This is a genomic window from Polaromonas sp., assembly GCF_010365105.1.
Lineage (GTDB): Bacteria > Pseudomonadota > Gammaproteobacteria > Burkholderiales > Burkholderiaceae_C > Polaromonas.
On record NZ_JAAFGZ010000031.1, the window covers coordinates 1 to 18,617 of the forward strand.

At 60.1% G+C, this 18,617-nt stretch carries 12 protein-coding genes and 1 riboswitch; of the genes, 9 read left to right on the forward strand and 3 right to left on the reverse strand.

Annotated elements, in window-relative coordinates:
• Window positions 1–81 precede the first annotated feature (81 nt).
• The 3 genes from GZ092_RS16855 to GZ092_RS16865 form a co-directional block, all read right to left on the reverse strand.
• Window positions 82–285, reverse strand: a complete 204-nt coding sequence (locus tag GZ092_RS16855) for a hypothetical protein (protein ID WP_293638089.1) — start codon at window positions 283–285, stop codon at window positions 82–84.
• A gap of 107 nt (window positions 286–392) precedes the next feature.
• The gene (locus GZ092_RS16860) at window positions 393–3,269 is read right to left on the reverse strand and encodes a DUF349 domain-containing protein (protein WP_293638090.1); all 2,877 of its coding nucleotides are present in this window, start codon (window positions 3,267–3,269) and stop codon (window positions 393–395) included.
• A gap of 211 nt (window positions 3,270–3,480) precedes the next feature.
• Complete coding sequence (locus GZ092_RS16865) at window positions 3,481–7,470, reverse strand: DUF748 domain-containing protein (RefSeq protein ID WP_293638091.1); 3,990 nt, start codon at window positions 7,468–7,470, stop codon at window positions 3,481–3,483.
• A 674-nt stretch (window positions 7,471–8,144) separates the two neighbouring features.
• Here GZ092_RS16865 and GZ092_RS16870 point away from each other — a divergent pair.
• The 9 genes from GZ092_RS16870 (at window position 8,145) to GZ092_RS16910 (ending at window position 18,600) form a co-directional block, all read left to right on the forward strand.
• Window positions 8,145–9,029, forward strand: a complete 885-nt coding sequence (locus GZ092_RS16870; RefSeq protein ID WP_293638092.1) for a lytic transglycosylase domain-containing protein — start codon at window positions 8,145–8,147, stop codon at window positions 9,027–9,029.
• Window positions 9,030–9,067: 38 nt separating this feature from the next.
• Window positions 9,068–9,199: riboswitch (ZMP/ZTP riboswitch) on the forward strand.
• A 59-nt stretch (window positions 9,200–9,258) separates the two neighbouring features.
• A complete protein-coding gene (gene glyA / locus GZ092_RS16875) occupies window positions 9,259–10,503 on the forward strand; it encodes a serine hydroxymethyltransferase (protein ID WP_293638094.1) in 1,245 nt (414 codons plus the stop codon).
• Window positions 10,504–10,603: 100 nt separating this feature from the next.
• Window positions 10,604–11,053, forward strand: a complete 450-nt coding sequence (gene nrdR, locus GZ092_RS16880) for a transcriptional regulator NrdR (RefSeq protein ID WP_293638095.1) — start codon at window positions 10,604–10,606, stop codon at window positions 11,051–11,053.
• A 115-nt stretch (window positions 11,054–11,168) separates the two neighbouring features.
• Complete coding sequence (locus GZ092_RS16885) at window positions 11,169–11,726, forward strand: GspH/FimT family pseudopilin (protein ID WP_293638096.1); 558 nt, start codon at window positions 11,169–11,171, stop codon at window positions 11,724–11,726.
• On the forward strand, window positions 11,720–12,460 hold the full coding sequence (pilV, locus tag GZ092_RS16890) for a type IV pilus modification protein PilV (RefSeq protein ID WP_293638098.1): 741 nt from the start codon (window positions 11,720–11,722) through the stop codon (window positions 12,458–12,460). Before GZ092_RS16885 ends, pilV begins: the two co-directional genes overlap by 7 nt.
• Complete coding sequence (locus GZ092_RS16895) at window positions 12,457–13,551, forward strand: PilW family protein (protein ID WP_293638100.1); 1,095 nt, start codon at window positions 12,457–12,459, stop codon at window positions 13,549–13,551. Before pilV ends, GZ092_RS16895 begins: the two co-directional genes overlap by 4 nt.
• Window position 13,552: 1 nt before the next feature.
• Window positions 13,553–14,320, forward strand: coding sequence for a PilX N-terminal domain-containing pilus assembly protein (locus tag GZ092_RS16900; protein WP_293638102.1), 768 nt, complete (start codon window positions 13,553–13,555; stop codon window positions 14,318–14,320).
• Between the two features lie 21 nt (window positions 14,321–14,341).
• The gene (locus GZ092_RS16905) at window positions 14,342–18,124 is read left to right on the forward strand and encodes a PilC/PilY family type IV pilus protein (protein ID WP_293638104.1); all 3,783 of its coding nucleotides are present in this window, start codon (window positions 14,342–14,344) and stop codon (window positions 18,122–18,124) included.
• A complete protein-coding gene (locus GZ092_RS16910; RefSeq protein ID WP_293638106.1) occupies window positions 18,121–18,600 on the forward strand; it encodes a type IV pilin protein in 480 nt (159 codons plus the stop codon). Before GZ092_RS16905 ends, GZ092_RS16910 begins: the two co-directional genes overlap by 4 nt.
• The last annotated feature ends 17 nt before the right edge of the window (window positions 18,601–18,617 follow it).

Below are 18,617 nucleotides of genomic sequence, written 5' to 3' on the forward strand. Positions count from 1 at the left end.
GCTGCGCCTACTCTTTCACCTCTCAAATTTGCATCTTCGCAAAGCCACTAATTCACCACTTTCTGGATTGTGCAAGTGGCTCTATTTAATAGCGTTCCGCACTGTGGCGCGCTGCAGGCTCCGCGCCAGCAGCCGCTTGAAGGTGCCTTCTTCCGTTTCCACATCAATCCGTGATTGAGGCACGAAGCCGCACAAAATGCCCAGCACGGCATGGTGAAGCAGCAACATATCGGATTGATTGAGCAAACGAACAAGCCGGGCCGCCGGGACTTCATTGTTGAACAAAGTCCTGACGGCCCGGCTTCATGGTGCGCAGGGAAATGACGGCTGCACAGTTCAGCCGTTGAAACCGGATTGACGCAGTCGTCAACCCGGCAACCGGGCCTGCCTGCTCAGCGCTTGAGCAGGGCCTTGAGCGCGTTCTGCAGGCGTCGGGCATTGCCGGCGTCAAACTCGGCGGCCAGCACCTTGGCGGTGTCTTCGCCCCAGGTCTCGGCCGGCGCTGGCGCATTGCGGCGGGTCAGCAACTGCAGTTGCAGCATGCGGCGCGCGCTGATGTGCTCGGCCGGCGTTGGCAGTTCGGCGGCCATTTCCAGGCGCAGCAGCGATTCGACAGCATCTTTTCCGGCCGGGGCGCCCAGCGCCTTCACCCAGCCAGCGCGCACCGCAGGCGCGACCTGCTTGCCCAGTTCCTGCGCGGCGGGCAGTTGCTCGGGATCGCGTTTTTCCCAGGCGGTCAGCAGGTTGGTCAGCACTTCGCCGTGCGCCTGCATGGCGAGCTTTTTCAGCGCATGGTTGGCGGCCTCGAACGCCTCGCGCTGGGCGCGGAAGGCGGCATCGCCCAGGCGCGGTCCGCGATCTTCGAAGGCCGGACGCTCGTTGCGTTCGCTGAAACGCTCGGTGCGCTCGGGACGGTAAGGCTCGAACTTGTTGTCGGTGCTCTGGCGCGGGCCGCTGGGCTTGCCGCCCGGACGTGCGTCCTTGCGGTCGCCAAACTTGCCGCCACGGCCGGCAGCGGCGGCGGGCTCGGCCCTGCGGGCGCCGGGACGGTCGTCGCCGCGCATGGCGATGACCTTCTTGGGCGCCGGTTTTGGCGGGGCGGCAGGCTCTGCGGGCGGGATGGCGGGTTCCGACGATTCGGAAAAACCAGCCTCGATGGCTTCAGGCGTCGGGTTGCCGTCGGCATCGACAGCAGCGTCGGTTGCTATGCTTTCAGTAGCTGCTTGCGCAGGCGCGTCCTGCGCGGAAGGCTGATTTTGTTCAGAATCGGATGGCTTCACGCCGCTGGCGGCAGCGTCGGCCACGTCAGCGGCAGTCTTGGCATCGGCGGCAGCGGCGGCCACCTGCCCGCGCACGGCGGCTTCCAGCGCCTTGGCGGCCGCATGGATTTTTTGCGCGTCGCCGCTGGCAGTGGCCTGCTCGACGGCCTTGGCGGCATCGAGCACGTAGCGGTCGTGTTCGCCCAGGGCGGAGGCGGCTTTTTCGCGCTCGACGGTCTTGCGCTGGAAGGCGTCGTCAATCGGCTTGCGGAAGGCGTCCCACAGCTTTTGTTCCTGCTTGCGCTCGATCGGCACGCTTTGGGCTTCCTGCTGCCAACGCTGCTGCAGCGACTTGACGGCGTCGATGCGCAGCTGCGGCTCGGCGCCCAGCGCTTGCGCTTCCTCGATCATGGCGCGGCGGCGTGCCAGGCTGGCACCTCGGGCGGCGGTCAGGCCGGCATCGGCCTGGTCCATGGCGGCTTTCCAGAGCGGCTGGACTTCGGCAAACGCCTTGTCGCCCAGGTGGCCGGCTTCGCGCCATTTTTCGACAAAGCCATTCAGGCTGCGAATGTGCATCTTCCAGTCGCTGTTGTCCTTGTGGGTTTCGGCCCAGGTCAGCACTTCGTCGATCAGCGCCTGGCGCTGGGCCTTGTGCGCTTCGGCCTGTTCCTTGACCTTTTCCAGCCAGGCTTCGACGACCTTGTGTGCTTCGTTGCAGGCATCGTCAAAACGCTTCCACAGCGCGTGGTTGGGCGTGCCGCCCTGGTCGCTAGTTTTCCACTGCTCGCGCATGTGGCGCAGCGCGTCCTGCTGCTTGCGACCGCCCAGCGGCTTGGCCAGAAGCGCCTCGGCCTTGACGACCAGTTCCTCGCGGATCTGGTCGGCACGCCAGCGCTGCCAGCCTTCAAGTTCGCCAGCGGCGGTCAGCGCGGCATGCGCGGCGGCTTCGAGCTTGCTGTCGATGTTGCGGATGTTGTCCTTGAGTGCCTGGCGCAGTTCGGCGGCGACCTTGGGCGTGGACTTGCCGTGGCCTTCGGTGACTTCGTGTTCCAGTTTGGCCAGCGCTTGCTGCACGAAGGCGGACGACTTGGCGCGCAGGTCGTTCAGCGCCGCCGGGTCCATCCGGGTCTTGGGCGCACGGGCCGGCTGGCCAGCGTCGGCAGCGCCTTGCTGCTCGGATTTCGAAGTCGGCAGGCCACGTGCAGCGCGCAGCTCATCGGCCCAGACCGGCACGGCGGGCAGCGGCGCAGCGCTGTCTTCAGCGGCTTTCAAGGCCACGGCCAGGGCGCTTTGAAAGGCTTCCCAGACGGCCAGCAGCTGGCCACGCGAGGCATCAAGCAGCGGCGGGAACTTGGCATCGACGCTGGCCCAGTTGGCGTCCTGCGCCACTTCGTCGGCCTGTGCCTGCCAGTGCGCCACGTCGGTGCGCAGCGTTTCAAGTACGGACTCGGCGTCGCGCCATGGCTTGATCGACAGCACTTCGATGCGCTGGGCGATCAGCACGGCGGCTTCGCGCTGGACCTGGGTGCGGTGCTGCAGGTCTTCAATCGTCTTGACGCGCTCGGCCAGTTGCACCTTCAGGCCGGCCAGCGGCTCCTTGGACAAGGGCGCGCCGGCCTTGGCGGCGTCGCGCTGCCAGGCCAGGGCATTGGCCAGGTTGAGCTTGGGCAGGGCCAGCAGCGCCTGGGCCTTTTCGGCCCATTCGGCGGCGACGGCTTCCTGTCCCCTGCTGCGACGGGCTTCGTCGAGCTTTTCCTTCAACGGCTTGGCCGCGCCCTTGTCGCGGTTGGCCAGGTCCTTGTAGACCTCGGCCATCTGCTCGACGCTCGGGTCGGTGGCCAGCCACTGGCGGATGCGGGAAGCCCGCTCGCCCGAGGTGGAGGCTGAAAAAGCGCCGCCCGTCAGGCCGTCCAGCGGATGGGCTTCGGTGGTTTTGGCGCTGCCGGTTTTCACGGCGGCGGCCGGCGTGGTGTCGGCTTTGGAAGATTTGGACAAGGGAAAGCGCAGCATAGTTAACAATCGTTTCGGAAAAAAAGCCGCCAGCAACAGCACCTGCGCCACGCATTCAAAGCCCCCGACGGGCGTGCCTGCCGGCAGCGTCAAGACTCAAGGGGCGAAGAACAGGAAGTTCTGTCAGCGAAGAAAAATTTGGTTTGTGGCTTGCAAGGCCTGGCTACCTACAGCTTTAGACATTAAAGCAATCCGCCTATTTTCGCTGTTTTTACGGCATTGCCAAATTAAGTTCGGCATGCGGTGTCCATTTGGCGTCTGGCGGCACGCTCCGGGCAGCGCCGAGGAACAGCCGGGCGGGCGGCAAATCACGCGAAACCAGGTAATCCTTGACCGCCTGGCCGCGCTTGAAAGCCAGCTGACGCAGGTCTTCGCCGCTGACCGGAATGCTTGAAAGCAGCAGCTTTTCCATCTCGCCGACCGGCTGATCCTTGACCAGGCCGACCAGGTTGCGCGGCTTGGGCAGCTCGCTTTGCCGGTACACCGCCTTGAGCAGTGCCGGGTATTCGTCCGCACTGACGCTGGCGGGTTCGGTCGCAGCAGTGCCCTGCCGGGCCTGCTGGCGGCGCTTTTCGGCGCGCACGCGTTCGGCCAGCTGCTCGCGCTGGAAGGCGTCGCGCTCGGCGTCCAGGCTGCCGGTTCCAACCACCGTCAGCTGCAGCGCCGGGCGTTCGGCCAGCGCCCTGGCGACCTTGTCGAGTCCGGCGCGGGCGTCCGGCGTGAGCTGCGCGCTGCCGGCAGCAAACTGCACCGTCGCCAGTTCGTCGCCGCTGCCGCCCAGCGCGCGGGCCAGCAAGCTGAAGGGCGCGGTGATCGCCTTGGTGATGACATTCAGGATCACCTTGATGATGACCGGGCCGAGGCTGAACTGCGGGTCATTGAGCGAGCCGCTGATGGGCAAATCGAGATCGATGACGCCGTTGCGGTCGGCCAGCAGCGCGACGGCCAGCTTGACCGGCAGGCTGGCCGTCGAACCCTCGGCCTTGTCGCCGAAACTGAGCTGATTCAGCACCAGCTTGTTTTTGGCGGTGAGCTGCCCGTCGGGCAATACGACATAGTTCACATCGACGCTCATCTTGCCGCGCTCGATGCCGTAGCCGGAATACTTGATGGCATAGGGCGACAGCGGCGGCAGTTCCAGGTCGCGTACCTTGCCGGTGATATCCAGCGCCAGCGGCGTGGCCAGCGGGTTGAGCTTGCCCATGATTTCGAGCGACGCGCTGCCTTCGGCCTTGCCGCGAAGTTCCAGGTCGGCCATGGCGGGCGCCGCCGTCGCGCCAGTGCCGGCAGCGTCGGGCGCGACGGATGAAAACGCGCTGAGCGTGCCGGTCAATTCGCTCAGGTCGGCCGAGTAGTTGGGTTTAATGAAGCGGTCTGAAAACCGCACCTGGCCGTTGAGCAGGCTGATCGGGCCGAAGTTGATGATTGGCGACGGGCCGGACGGCGCGGCAGTGGCGGCAGGCGGCGCCACGGCGGCGATGTCCGGATTTTTCAAGCCTTTTATGCCATTTACGCTTGTCTGGCTTACATTAGCAGCTCTATTTTTCGTAGCATCGGCAGTGGCAGTGCTGGCAGGCGCATCGTCGGCCTTGGCACCGGCCACGGGCGCCGCCGGCTTCACCAGGTCCTGCAGGTTGATGCGGCCGTCGGGGAGGATGATGACGCGGGCAAAAAAGTCGCTCAGCACGGTTTCCCGCACGTCCACCCGCGTCGCCCGGGCCGGCTCCAGCGCCACCTTGAGGCCGCGCACGTTCAGCGACTTCCAGGCCAGCAGTTCCTCGGCCGGTGCCAGGGTGTTGGCGCTGAACGACTCCAGCGCGGCGTCCCCGGACAGATCGGCCTGTGGCCCGGCGTCGGTCTGGCGGTAGGCCACCCGTCCCTTGAAGCTGGCATCGGCGCGCAGCAGTTCGATGTTCAGCGCACCGCCAAAGTAAGGCTCGAACGCCTGCACCGGCAGGCGCTCGACCGCCAGCTGGCCCTTGGCCTGCAGCGGTGCCAGGCCCAGACTGCCCTTGAAGTCGAGCTTGCCCGGCGGGAACCGGCCCGTGGCCAGCCGCAGCGAAGCCGACAGCGGCATGGCCTGCGCGGCCTGCTTCTGGCCGGCCGGGCTGTCGTTGAGCACCAGCGCGCCAAGCCGGGCATTGGCGGCCGTGACCTCAAAGGCTACCGGCTTGGCGCCGGCCTTGTCCAGAAACGACATGGCGCCGCCGTCCAGTACCACTTCATCGATGGCAACGGCCCACGGCGCAGCAGCGGGCGTGGCAGATGCGGCGGCGGGTGCTGCCGCTGCCGCGTCGCGGGCCACCAGCCAGCGCTCGTACATCCAGCGCTTGCCGGCATCGCGCTCGACCTGGGCCCGGGGCTGGCCGAGCTGCATGCTGGTGGCCCTGAAGGACTGGCCCGGCAGGTCGATGTCCACCCCGGCCAGTTCCGCGCGCTGAACCGACACCAGCGAAGCGCCGCCCTGCGCCAGCCGCACGTCGCTGAGCGCCAACGCGGGCGCGGTGATGCGCAGGGCCTGCGGCTTACCGTCTTGGGCGGCCTGCCATTTCAGGCCGACGTCGGCATCCAGCCGGCCACTGAGCGACGGCAGCAAGAACTGGCCGACGTATTTCGCCGCCATGTCGAGCGGCCAGGCACCGACGGTGGCCGTGGCATCGGCCGAGCGGTCGGTGGCCGAGCCCCTGAAGGTGACCAGCGACGCCGCTGGCGGACTTGCCGGCGCCACGGTGGCCACGCCGAGCGGCGGCTTCGCGGCGGACTTCGCGGCGGTTTTGCCCGCTGCCGGCTGATTCGGTATCGACGGGTCGAGCCCGAGCGAGCCGCTGAACTGGAACGGCGCGATGTCGGCAAACGGATAGGCGATCGACGTGGCATTCAGCGTCAGGTCTTTCAGGCGAATCCGCGCCGGCGACGGCAGCGTTTCATCGCGCCAGTCGAGCGCGCCGCCCTTGACGTCCACCCGGCCCACCTGGATGCGCCAGGGCTTGGCGGAAGCTGCCGCAGCCTCCTTTTTTGCATCATTTCGGCCTTTTGCGCTTGCCGGACGTGCGCTTGCAGCTACATTTTCTGTAGCAACCGGTGGATTGACTGGCAGCAGGTTGAGCCGTCCTGCCCGGTCGCGTGCCACGGACAACATGGGCGCAGTCAGTTCCACCGCCGACAGCTTGACCAGTTGCTCCAGCGGCCGCACATCGTCCAGCGCCAGATGCAGGCGGTCAAAGGCCAGCAGCTCGGCGCCGGGCGCGCTGCCCGTTGGCCCGGCCTCCAGCAGCCTGACCTTTTCAGCCGTGACACTTCCTGAAATCGTCACGGCCGGCGCGGGATTCTGCTCGAACGCGAGCTTGAGGTCGGCCTGCAGCACGGCGCTTTGCAACCGGAATGGCAGGCTGTCGGGCCAGTACGCCAGGTAAGGCTGCAAATCAAGACCGCGCAGCTGCAGCGTCGCATCGGTCTGGCGCGTCGGCGCAAACGGCGTGGCCACGGCCGCCGTGTCAAACCGGCTGCCGTTGAGCACGAAAGCCAGCCGGGGTGCGGTCTTGATCTCGCGCTGCGAGGGCAGATTGCTCAGGAACGGCACCGCCAGCTGCAGGTCGCGCAGGGCATGCGTGGTGTGGACAGATTCATCGACAACATCCACCCGGCCGCCGCTCAGCACCAGGTTGTAAAGGGCAAACCGCGCGCCGTCTCCGGCCGGTTGCGCATCAGGCGTCTTGAGCCGCGCCAGGATGTCATCGATGTCGTAGCGGCCCTGGCCGAAATAGGTCAGCGAGAGCGCCGGCTCCTCGACCGTCAGCGCGTCGGCCACAGGCGCCAGCCGCAGCAGCGACACCAGTTCCGCATCTATATAGAGGCGACGGATTTTCAGCTGGGGAACGGCCTGTGGCGCAGCCGACTGTGAAGCGGCTGAACCGGCCTTGGCAACCGCCAGGTCATGAAGCGTCAGCTCCAGCGACCAGGGCCTGAAATCCACCGAACCGACGCTCACCCGGCGCCCGAGCTTTTCAGAACCCAGTCGTTCAAGCTGCGACTTGACAACCAGCGGCACGGCGGCATAGGCCAGCGCCCAGACCAGCAGCCAGATGCCGATGGCCCAAGCGACGCGTCGATGCCAGCGAGGCGAACGAAGCACGGCGACGACGCTGGCCCAAAAAGTGTTTAGACGGTTCCGCCACCCGGTATTGATTGCATTGCCTGTCATAGCCACCTAGTTTTTGACACCCGGCGCCAAAGGTCAATGCCCTGCCGTGAAGTGGCTTGCCGGAATAAAGAAAAACCCCGGCCAGCATCACTGACCGGGGTTGATGGCGGGCATAAAACCCATGCCATCTGGTTTCGCAAAAGGAGAGATGAATCGTCTCGCAGTGCGATGGAAGCAAGTGATTGCTTCCGTTTATTACCGGGACTGGTTACCCGGTGGTCGTCCGAAAAAATCGGACAACTGAAGGTTAAAGCCACTGCTTCACGACGGCAAGCCTAAATTTTCAATCACGCAAACCGGGGTGATTGAGATTTTCTTCAATCCTTTTCAACACCAGGACAGCCCGCACTCCCCAACACATCGGTGGCAAACGTTACCTTAAGCAAGCTTTGCAAAGAAACACAGAACTTCGTGAAATGAGGTGTTTTTCATTGAAAAATGCCTTCTTAAAATACACATTCATATATCAAACTAATTCTTTATTATTGACAGGTTATTTGAGCGGAAACTAGAATGCCCACAAGTCCTACAAACGTAAGGGCTTACCCGAACTCGCTGCCTTCCCCGGCAGCCTCAACGAGGGTCAGCAACCGGCAGGCATCTGCCTGGTTTGATGGCGACCCAATCAAAGCCTGCGCCACCCCACAAGGGTTGCATGCAAAGAAAGGAGTGCTATGACAGCGCTAGTGAATAACCGTCTTGATTTCAACGTCAAGGTTTGTCTGAAGAATTTGAAAAGCGGCCTTGGGACGGTTGCCGACGACATTGCCCGTGGATTTTTTGTGATCACGCACAGCAGTTTTGCCCTCCTGGGCCTGGTCGTTGCCTTTGCCGTGGTCACGCTGATGGCCCGGCCCGACCTGCGCGATACCGGCGAGGTCAAGCTCATGGCCTGGCTGCAAGAGCGGCGCGGCACCGTGGTCGAACCGGAAAGCATCACGCCCCCGAAATCCGTGGTGGCCGAGCGCCCGGTGGCCGACAAGCCCAAGGCCCTTTCCACCCAGCAGGCGGCCGTCGCCTCGTGGATCAGCAAGAAGTATTCAGTGGCGCAGGAGCCGGTCGGAACATTGGTGGCCGAAGCCTTCGAGATCGGCCAAAACGTCAAGCTTGATCCGACGCTCATTCTGGCGATCATGGCCATTGAATCGGGCTTCAACCCTTTTGCCCAAAGCCCGGTCGGCGCCCAGGGCCTGATGCAGGTGATGACGCAGGTTCACCATGACAAATACGCCAAGATCGGCGGCCGGCTCGCGGCCTTCGACCCGGTGGCCAACCTGCGGGTCGGTGTCAAGGTGCTGCAGGAATGCATCACGCGCGCGGGCTCCATCGAAGGCGGACTCAAATACTATGTTGGTGCCGCCAACCTGGAAAGCGACGGCGGCTATGCCAACAAGGTGATGGCCGAACGCGCCCGCCTGCTGGCCGTCGTCGGCGGCAAGCGCCCGCCGACGACCACACCTCGCTTTGTTGCAGCGCCAGCGCCTGCGCACACCACATCGGTGTCCTTTCCCGCAGAGCGCAAGCCCACGCAGGATGTGGCGCAACTGGACGAATCCTGAGGGCGTGAACGTGCCCGCCGTGTACCCTGCGCTACACTAGCGCGGTGCGCGACTGGCGATAGGCATCGGGGTTTTACCACCATCGATGCGGACGTGGGACACCACGGGGAAGCGCACCGTTTGCGGCCATTGGGCCAAAAAGCGTTCAGCCGTTCGCCTGGGCAGCCCTTGCTTCCTTTGCTTTGCAGCAAAGCCAAAGGACAAGGAACCGAAGTCTTGAAGGACTGCCATGTACCACCGCAACATTCTGATTGAACAAACCGACCCCGAAATTTTTGCCGCCATTCAGGCTGAAAACGCCCGGCAAGAACATCACATCGAGCTGATTGCCAGCGAAAACTACGCCTCGCCTGCCGTCATGGCCGCGCAGGGCTCCCAGCTCACCAACAAATACGCCGAAGGCTACCCCGGCCGCCGCTACTACGGCGGCTGCGAGCATGTCGATGTGGCCGAGCAACTGGCCATCGACCGCGTCAAGCAGATCTTTGGCGCCGACGCCGCCAACGTGCAGCCGCATTGCGGCGCATCTGCCAACGAAGCCGTCTTCCTCGCCTTTCTGAAACCCGGCGACACCATCATGGGCATGAGCCTGGCCGAAGGCGGCCATCTGACGCACGGCATGGCGCTGAACATGAGCGGCAAGTGGTTCAACGTCGTCTCCTATGGTCTCAACGACAAGGAAGAAATCGACTACGACGCCATGGAGCGCAAGGCCCACGAAAGCAAACCCAAGCTGATCATTGCCGGTGCCTCAGCCTACAGCCTGCAAATTGACTTTGAGCGTTTTGCCAAAGTCGCCAAAGATGTCGGCGCGATTTTCATGGTCGATATGGCGCATTACGCCGGTTTGATTGCCGCCGGCATCTACCCCAACCCGGTGCCGCATGCCGACGTGGTGACATCGACCACCCACAAGAGCCTGCGCGGTCCGCGCGGCGGCATCATCCTCATGAAGTCCCAGTACGAAAAAGCCATCAACAGCGCGATTTTCCCCGGCCTGCAAGGTGGACCGCTGATGCATGTGATTGCCGCCAAGGCCATCGCTTTCAAGGAAGCACTGTCGCCCGAGTTCAAGATTTACCAGCAGCAGGTCCTGAAAAATGCGCAAATCGTGGCCGAAACCCTGACCGAGCGCGGCCTGCGCATCGTCAGCGGCCGTACTGAAAGCCACGTCATGCTGGTCGATCTGCGTGCCAAGGGCATCACTGGCAAGGAAGCCGAAGCGGTGCTGGGCAGCGCCCATATGACCATCAACAAGAACGCCATTCCAAACGATCCGGAAAAGCCGATGGTCACCAGCGGCGTGCGCATTGGCACTCCCGCCATGACCACACGCGGTTTTGGCGATGAGGAAGCGCGCATGACCGCCAACCTGGTAGCCGATGTATTGGACAACCCGCGTGATGCGGCCAACATTGAGGCGGTTCGCGCCAAGGTTCACGCCCTGACCAGCCGCTTTCCGGTTTACGGCTGAACCCCGTGAACGGCGCAGAAGCTATTGAATTGATAGCTGCTTGCGCCCGTGGATATTGCGCGAACGACCTGAAACACTTGATAAATTGCCAGGAGGACGCATGAAATGTCCTTTTTGCGGTCATCTTGAAACCCAGGTGGTCGAAACCCGGATTTCCGAAGACGCCGACTTCATTCGCCGCCGCCGCCAGTGCGGCGCGTGCGAAAAACGCTTCACCACTTATGAACGCGCCGACGTCAGCTTCCCGTCCATCGTCAAGAAAGACGGCAGGCGCACTGATTACCAGCGCAGCAAGATTCTGGGTTCGATGACCCTGGCCCTGCGCAAGCGCCCGGTCAGCACCGCGCAGGTCGATGCAGCGGTCGAGCAGATCGAGGAAAAGCTGCTGAATCTCGGACTGCGTGAAGTTGCTTCAAGCCGCCTGGGCGAACTGGTCATGCTGGAGTTGAAAAAGCTCGACAAGATTGCCTACATCCGCTTTGCCAGTGTGTACCGGAGCTTTGAGGACATTGACGAGTTCAGGATGCTCGTTGATGAGGTGGGGCGGTAGGCAAACTACACGGCGGTTAACCATCCGAGATAAAAACTCGACCATTCAGCATTCAAAAATAACCGTTTGGCGAAAACTACTCTTTGCATGTAAATTTTGTTTTACATTGCAACCCATGAAGCCCTGTTCAATCCGCAAACTGCCTGAAGGAATCCAGGTAGGATTTACCTTGATTGAACTCATGGTGGTAATGAGCATGGTCGCCCTGATTGCAGCCTTGGCCATCCCCTCATGGAACACCATGGTAGTCAACAATCGGATTCGCGCTGCGGTGAACGACTGGACACAGTCACTTTACTTCGCGCGGAGCGAGGCCATCCGGCAAAACACCCGCATTACGATTTGTGCCAGCAGCGACGGATCGAGTTGCACCGCTTCAGGCTATGAAGCAGGCTGGATCGTCAAGACGGAACTTCCGGCTATTACTGGCACCATCCTGCAAGACACGCTGCCCGTTCAGCGTGCAACCCTCACCCCCAATACCAACTCGGCACGCTCCATTACTTTTTTGCCGAACGGACTGCCGGAGGGTAACTTTGCGGGATTTCGCTTGATGGTACGGGATGACCCGGCGGTGGACGATGCACTCTCAAAATACATCTGCGTTGCACGCACAGGACGCGCCAGGGTCTATACAAATGCGCAGTATCTGGCCCTGAGCGGATCATGCTAATGATGATCAGAGTGGCACTTAACTGCAAAGCGATGGACCGCGAAGTTCCGGACGTGGCGCCCAGGTGTGTACGCGCAAAGCAACAACTTGTCGGCGGATTGGTTTTGAAGTGGAACCAGCAAATGAACAACGCACCATTGACGACAGCAAGGCTTTGCCCGAAGGCGCAGCAAGGGGCTACGCTGATTGAAATTCTGGTGACCATGCTGGTGGTGGCCATCGGATTGCTGGGAGCGGCGGGCCTTCAGTTGTCAGCCACCCGCTTCCAGCAGACAGCCCAGATACGCACCCAGGCCGTGATTCAGGCCAAGTTCATCACTGAAAAGATCAGGGCAAACAGCAATGCGGTGATGGACGCTGCCCCGCCCAACGCCACCAGCGCCTACCTTGCGCCCCAGGCATATGCGGCTGCAACACTTGCAGTACTTCCTGCCGATCCCAATTGCGGCGTGGCCACGGCCTGTACATCGGCACAAGCGGCCGTAAAGGATATGCGTGACTGGCGTACCTCGATTCAGGCACTCCCCGGCGGTCGCGGCGCTATCTTTCCTGTAACCGCTGCAGGCGGCGCAACGGACCAGGCAACACGCCAGGTGGTCGTCATGTGGCAAGAAAAGCAGCAAAACGAAGTCGGCACGGCCGCCAATTCCGACCCTACCGCTTCCGTGGATGCAGGGTGCCCTCCGCCGCAACTTGCCGGTGTGCGCTGTTTTACTGTTTTGGTGACTCCATGAAAACCGGCAAATTTTTTCAACCCCGCCAATGCCAAGGCGGCATGACGCTGATCGAGGTGCTGGTCGCCCTCACCATCGGACTGGTAATTTTGATTGCCATTGGCACCAGCTACCTCAACAGCGCCAACCTGGCGCGGCAGCGTGAAAACCAGTCGGAACTCAATGAGCCTGCCACGCTGGTGATGCGGATGCTGCAACATGACCTGTCCTTGGCAGGCTACGTCGACATTTTCGACTGGGATCCAACTGGTCAGCCCCAGGCATCCTCCCTGTTCAATCCTGGTGATACCAAATTGATGAATCTTTACCAGCGAGTGCCAGAAGCCACAACGCTTGAAGCACCGCTGACGCAATTTTTTCCGGGCGTGATGCCGGTATTCGGCTGCGATGGTGCGATGGCTGGAACACCCAATGCCATTGTGGTTGCAGGGACGGTGGTACCAACCTGCGGTGCCGCAAGTGCAACACAGCAATCGCTGCAAATGGCATTTCAGGCGGTACCCAGTTCCAGTGTAATTCCTAATCCCATCAAAAGCTTATTACCGCCCGACGCTAACACAGGTGAAGGACGCGATTGCAACCAGCAGGGTGCCCCAAACAACGCTTCGGTTCCCGGCAGAAAGTTCATCATCAACAGGTACTTTATTCAGACAAGTACTGACAACATCAATGAGTTGTACTGTGCCGGTTCTGGAAATTCCACTCAGCAACCGCTGGCACGAGGCGTTGAGGAATTTGTGCTGCGTTATCAGACAGCCCAGCCGGGCGTGGCAGCAGCGCTTGGCAACACTGCTCCAGCGGCCGGAGGAGCCCAGTCGCAGTATATCAACGCGACCGCAGTGGCAGCCTCGGCACTGGGTTGGGCCAATGTTTCGGCGGTGGAGGTGTGTATGGTGTCCGCTACCGCCACCACCAGCGGTTCTGCAGCCATCGGTACTGCAGCGCTTCAGCCTTTGCGGCCCACCTGCCGGCGCGACAACAAAGGCAATTTCATTGCTGACGTTGCCAGGGCTGCAGGCGACAACCGGCTTTGGAAACGCTTTACCTCTGTTACCACGCTAAGAAATGCCATTTACTCCACGCCTAACTGATTTGTCCATCCGCCCACCTGCGAAACAGGAAGGGTTTGTGCTGGTCACAGCAGTCATTTTTTTGATGGTGCTGTCACTGCTCGGGGTCATGGCCGTTCGGGGATCGCTTTTTGAAGAGCGGTCAGCGGCCAATGAGCGCGACCTTTCGCTGGCCCGCGAAAGTGCAGAGCTTGCCTTGCGCGACGCGGAGCGCGACATACTGGGCATACGCTTTGATGGGCAGTTCTGCGCGGCCGGACTGTGTGCCTTGTTGCGTCCGGCTGGCACGCGGCCAGTGAATGCCGCAGAAGCAGCCACTTTCTGGTCTGCCCGAAACGACGCCCTCACGGACCCTATCACTCCGATAGCGCTTCAGGATGGCGGCTTGAGCCTGACACCCGAAAACCGGGGCGTTTATGCCGTTGACATGACCGGCAGTGCTTGTGGCATCAACGCAGTTACTGGCATCGCCAGACCGCTATGGAGTGGCGCCAACTGGGGTTCCAATACCGCTTCAAATCCTTGCAACGGAACCATCACGCAGGCGGTCCCCACCATCCAGTACGGCACATTTACCAATGCGCCTGTGACGTCATTTGCCCCGGCCAACGCGCAAGGATCGCGGCCCCCGCGCTACATGATTGAAATGTTCACGCCCGACGATCTGAAGATCAGAAACACGTCAGCCAAAATCTTCTTCAGGATAACGGCAGTGGGATTCGGACGCACGGCGGGAAGTGGCAATGCTCTTACTTCCGTCACGCTGCAATCGGTTTTTTCTCCTCTTTAGTCTTCGGGCAAGGAAATCACAATGACTTCGTTTGTTCAAAATAAATATAGCCTCAAAGCTGCCTTGCTGATGGCAGTCCTGGCATTTTCCTCGCTGGCATCTGCTTTCATGCCCAGCCAAAGACCACCGGAAGGCATTTCCATTCCTGGCAATGTGGTGCTGGCCTTGTCGGTGGAGTTTCCCACCGGAAACCAGATTTCCTATACTTCCACCGGCTATACGTTTGCAACACGTTACTACGGCTATTTCGACAACCGCAAATGCTATTCCTACGACACCACGAACGAAGTGTTCAAACCCGTCAGCAAGCAGGTTATCAACACCGGCGCCTGCCCAAGCTCCAGCGAATGGAGTGGAAACCTGCTGAACTGGCTCACCATGACCAATCTGGACCAGTTCAGGTCTGTCATGACGGGTGGCACACGCGACAATTTTTCCACCATGGCCAAGCGCAATCCCAATCCCGACAATGGAGATACGACAGGTCGCACGGTGTTGATCCGGTCGTTCGGCAGCCAGCAGGGAGGCCTCAACAACAATCCATTGAAGGATTTGATTGTCGGCACGCCGGGAATGCCGTTGACCGGTACCAATAAAACCGTTCGCTCTTTTGGCTATGGTTCAAAATTTGTGGTGTCAGACAGCAACAATTTTGTCAATTTATCAGCAGCCAACCAACAGGCCAGTTGTTTGGCATCGACACCTTCCCTGGCGGCCACCAGCAACTGCTTCAACATACGCGTGGAAGTCTGTTTAGCGGTTCCAGTCGGTGCAACCATTCCGGATGTGGACCGGGAAGCCAACTGCAAAAACCAGTATTCTGGCGTGGCCAAGCCGGAAGGGTTGATTCAGGAGTACAGCAGAAACATGCGGTTTGCTGCGTTGGGTTATCTCAATGTGAACAATTACCGTGATGGTGCCGTGTTGCGCTCTGCCATGAAAAGCGTAGGTCCCAACGCCGCCATTGCGGGAGGGGGAGTATCAGCTAACCCGGTTCCAGAATGGGACTCTGCCACCGGCACCATTTATGAAAATCCGGATGCTGCAGACGCATCAGCCACGGATGCATTGATTGGCAGAACCGACACCAAATCAGGTTTGATCAACTACCTGAACAAGTTTGGATATTCCGGTAGTTATGAAACATATGACAACGTAAGCGAACTGTTTTATGCAGCCCAGCTTTATCTTCGTGGCAGGGCTCCTCCTGCTTCTTATTCAAGCTCCCTGACGACCGCCATTACCGATAATTTTCCGGTGATCACAGGCAACAATTTGCTAAGAGGGGGTACGCGTGACCCCATCATCAACTCATGCCAGAAGAATTTCATTCTGGGCATTGGTGACATCAATACCCACTGCGACGGCAATCTGCCGGGGTCGACCAACACAAAATGCTCAGCAGACATACCTGCAGACCCGGACAACCTGAATGTTCAAAGTCTTTGGGACATCACGCGCGGCCTAGAGGGCATGGCAGACAACGGAGCTTTTGGCGTTGGTTCCGGAAGCGGTGTCAGCGGCGGCAACACGCCTTACATAGCCGGATTGGCGCACTGGGCCAACACCAACGATATTCGGTCCGATTTGGTTGGCAATCAGAACATCAGCACCTATTGGGTCGACGTTCTGGAGTCGCCTTCTGCACCCGGCAAAAAAAGCCAATACTGGCTTGCCACCAAATACGGTGGTTTCAGGACCGATGCAGTGACAGGAAACAATCCCAACACCAATGCTGATTCATGGAATGCCCTGAAAAACGGCGTCAGGAACGGCATCCCCGATACCTGGTTTGCGGGAAACGATCCCATTTCAATGCGTGCAGGTCTCAGTGGTGCATTTGCCGACATTGCCAGCCGTTCCGGCGCCAATTCCGCTTCCAGCGCAGCAGTCAACTCAACCCGCCAGACAGCTGGGAGCCAAAGCCTGTATGCCAGTTACAACCCCAAAGGCTGGACCGGTTCGGTTGTTTCATGCTCCCCTACTCAAAGTGCGAGCCAGTGCGCCAGCACGCCAACTTGGGAAGCCTCAAGCTGGTTTAAAACCACAGGTCCATTTCCTGCCTATGTGACAACGCCTTTGCTGCCCTCCACCAGAAAAGTATTCACTTCATCACGCACTGCATCCTTTACAACGATGCCACTGCAGTGGACAAGCCTGAACAGCGCACAGAAAAGTATTCTTGCTGCATCAGATAGCCAGGGCCAAGCCCGTCTGGATTATTTGCGTGGTGACCGGACGGGTGAAGACAACGGTCTTTTCCGCAGAAGGGAAAATAGCTTGCTGGGTGACATTGTCAACTCCGGCATCACTTATGTGTCGGGTGCAGGTATTGCCTATTCAGGGCCGAATTTTTCAGGTCATACCGCGTACCGCGCCCTAAACAAGACGCGGCCTCCCGTGATTTACGTAGGTGCCAATGACGGCATGCTGCATGCGTTTTCAGGCGCCGATGGCAAGGAATTGTTTGGCTACATTCCCGGCTCTGTCTTTGCCAATCTTCCTGCACTGACTGCCTTGAATTTCGAGCACAAGTTTTTTGTGGACAGCACACCAATGGTGGCGGATATCCAAAAAACCACCGGTGCCTGGGGTACTGTGCTGGTAGGCGGTCTGGGTGCCGGTGGCAAGGGCTATTACGCGCTGGACCTTACCAACCAGAGCAGCTTTGCCAGTTCAACCGAAGCCACCTTGAGTTCCACCTTGCCCTTGTGGGAATTCACTTCCGCACAAGACAGCGACTTGGGCTACACCTTCAATGAATCAGCGATAGACCCGGTCAACAACGCCAGCACGCAGATTGCCAAGGTGGCTGATAGCACGACCGCCACCGGCGCTTGGCGTGTCATTGTTGGCAATGGCTATGGCTCCACTGCAGGACGGGCTGCGCTGTTTTTGCTGGATGCCAATACGGGCAGCAGCGCGTCCAAACTGATGGCTGACAGCATCAGTTCCGGCAATGGCCTTTCAACACCCCGGCCGGTCGATACCGATAGGGATGGATTGATCGACACGGTTTATGCCGGAGATTTGCTGGGAAACATGCACAAGTTCCAGTTTTCCAAACTAAATCCTGCCCGAACAGACTATGTGGTTGCAAAATCCGGTCCGGCAGATGGCGGTGCATGGCGCTACATTGGAAAAGTTTACGCATCCGGAGAGCCCATCACCACCGCACCATCCGTCGCTCCGGCTTGCGACGGCAATGGCTGGAATGTATTTTTTGGCACGGGAAAACTTAACGAAGATACGGACTACTCGGATTCAGTGGCCAGAAGCTTTTATGCCGTGGTCGACAAAGGCGCATCTTCTGCGTTGACCGTCGGTGCCGGGGAGATTGTGAATATCCCTTATACATCGTCCACTGTTTCAGCGACCGCCGTCAGAACCTGGACCACTCCCAACCTGACAAACAAGCGAGGATGGAAAATGCTTTTTGCAGGGGGCGAACGCTTACTTTCCAACTCCACCCTGCCGCCCGACACCGGCAAGGTGCTGTTTGCCACCACCCGACCTACCGGAGATGTGTGCACGCCGGGCAATACTGGGTTTTTGATGGCTGTTGATATCTGCAAAGGCAAGATTGGTGAGATGGTGGTTGATGGAAGCGTGCTGGTGGGCGGCGTAGGCCTCAGTTCTACCGGCGTGATCAAGGTTAGTAGCACTTATTCAAATGAGAAAGGAGAGAAAATACTTTGCAACCAGGACGATTGCAAAGGCCCAAACAGCCCGTTTTTTGTCCGGGGCGTGGCACCCAAGGGGCGTTATTCATGGCGTGAAATTTTGACCCGGAGCCTGCCATGAGCCAATCAATTTTGAAGAAACATCGCGGCTTCACGCTGATCGAGTTGATGATCACGGTGGCCGTCATCGCCATCTTGTCTGCCATTGCGCTTCCCAGCTACAACGCCTATGTGCTCAGAAGCCACCGGGCGGAGGCTAAAAACACCTTGCTGGCCGTGGCACAGCGGCTTGAACAAATTTATACGCTGGAGTCCAGCTACGTAACGACCAGAAACACAGCGGGTGTTGCAATAGCCGTAAATGACGCATTGATTACGTCATGGGGTTTAAATCAAACACCCTTGAATGGAAATGCGCGTTACAACATTACTTTTTTGGCCAACCCTACTGCAACGACTTTCACCCTGATTGCCACGCCGACAGGCGCCCAGGCTAGTGACACTTGCGGCGTGATGTCGCTTGACAACCGGAACCTAAAAGGCGCGGCAGGTCAAAACAACCGGCATCAAACCACCCGCGAATGCTGGGATCGTTAAGCTTGTGAGCCCGCAAC

Coding starts and splice junctions, on each gene's coding strand:
- GZ092_RS16885 (WP_293638096.1), top strand. CDS start 11,169: ATGAAGCCCTGTTCAATCCGCAAACTGCCTGAAGGAATCCAGGTAGGA.
- glyA (WP_293638094.1), top strand. CDS start 9,259: ATGTACCACCGCAACATTCTGATTGAACAAACCGACCCCGAAATTTTT.
- nrdR (WP_293638095.1), top strand. CDS start 10,604: ATGAAATGTCCTTTTTGCGGTCATCTTGAAACCCAGGTGGTCGAAACC.
- GZ092_RS16910 (WP_293638106.1), top strand. CDS start 18,121: ATGAGCCAATCAATTTTGAAGAAACATCGCGGCTTCACGCTGATCGAG.
- GZ092_RS16860 (WP_293638090.1), bottom strand. CDS start 3,269: ATGCTGCGCTTTCCCTTGTCCAAATCTTCCAAAGCCGACACCACGCCG.
- GZ092_RS16870 (WP_293638092.1), top strand. CDS start 8,145: ATGACAGCGCTAGTGAATAACCGTCTTGATTTCAACGTCAAGGTTTGT.
- GZ092_RS16895 (WP_293638100.1), top strand. CDS start 12,457: ATGAAAACCGGCAAATTTTTTCAACCCCGCCAATGCCAAGGCGGCATG.
- GZ092_RS16905 (WP_293638104.1), top strand. CDS start 14,342: ATGACTTCGTTTGTTCAAAATAAATATAGCCTCAAAGCTGCCTTGCTG.
- GZ092_RS16865 (WP_293638091.1), bottom strand. CDS start 7,470: ATGACAGGCAATGCAATCAATACCGGGTGGCGGAACCGTCTAAACACT.
- pilV (WP_293638098.1), top strand. CDS start 11,720: ATGCTAATGATGATCAGAGTGGCACTTAACTGCAAAGCGATGGACCGC.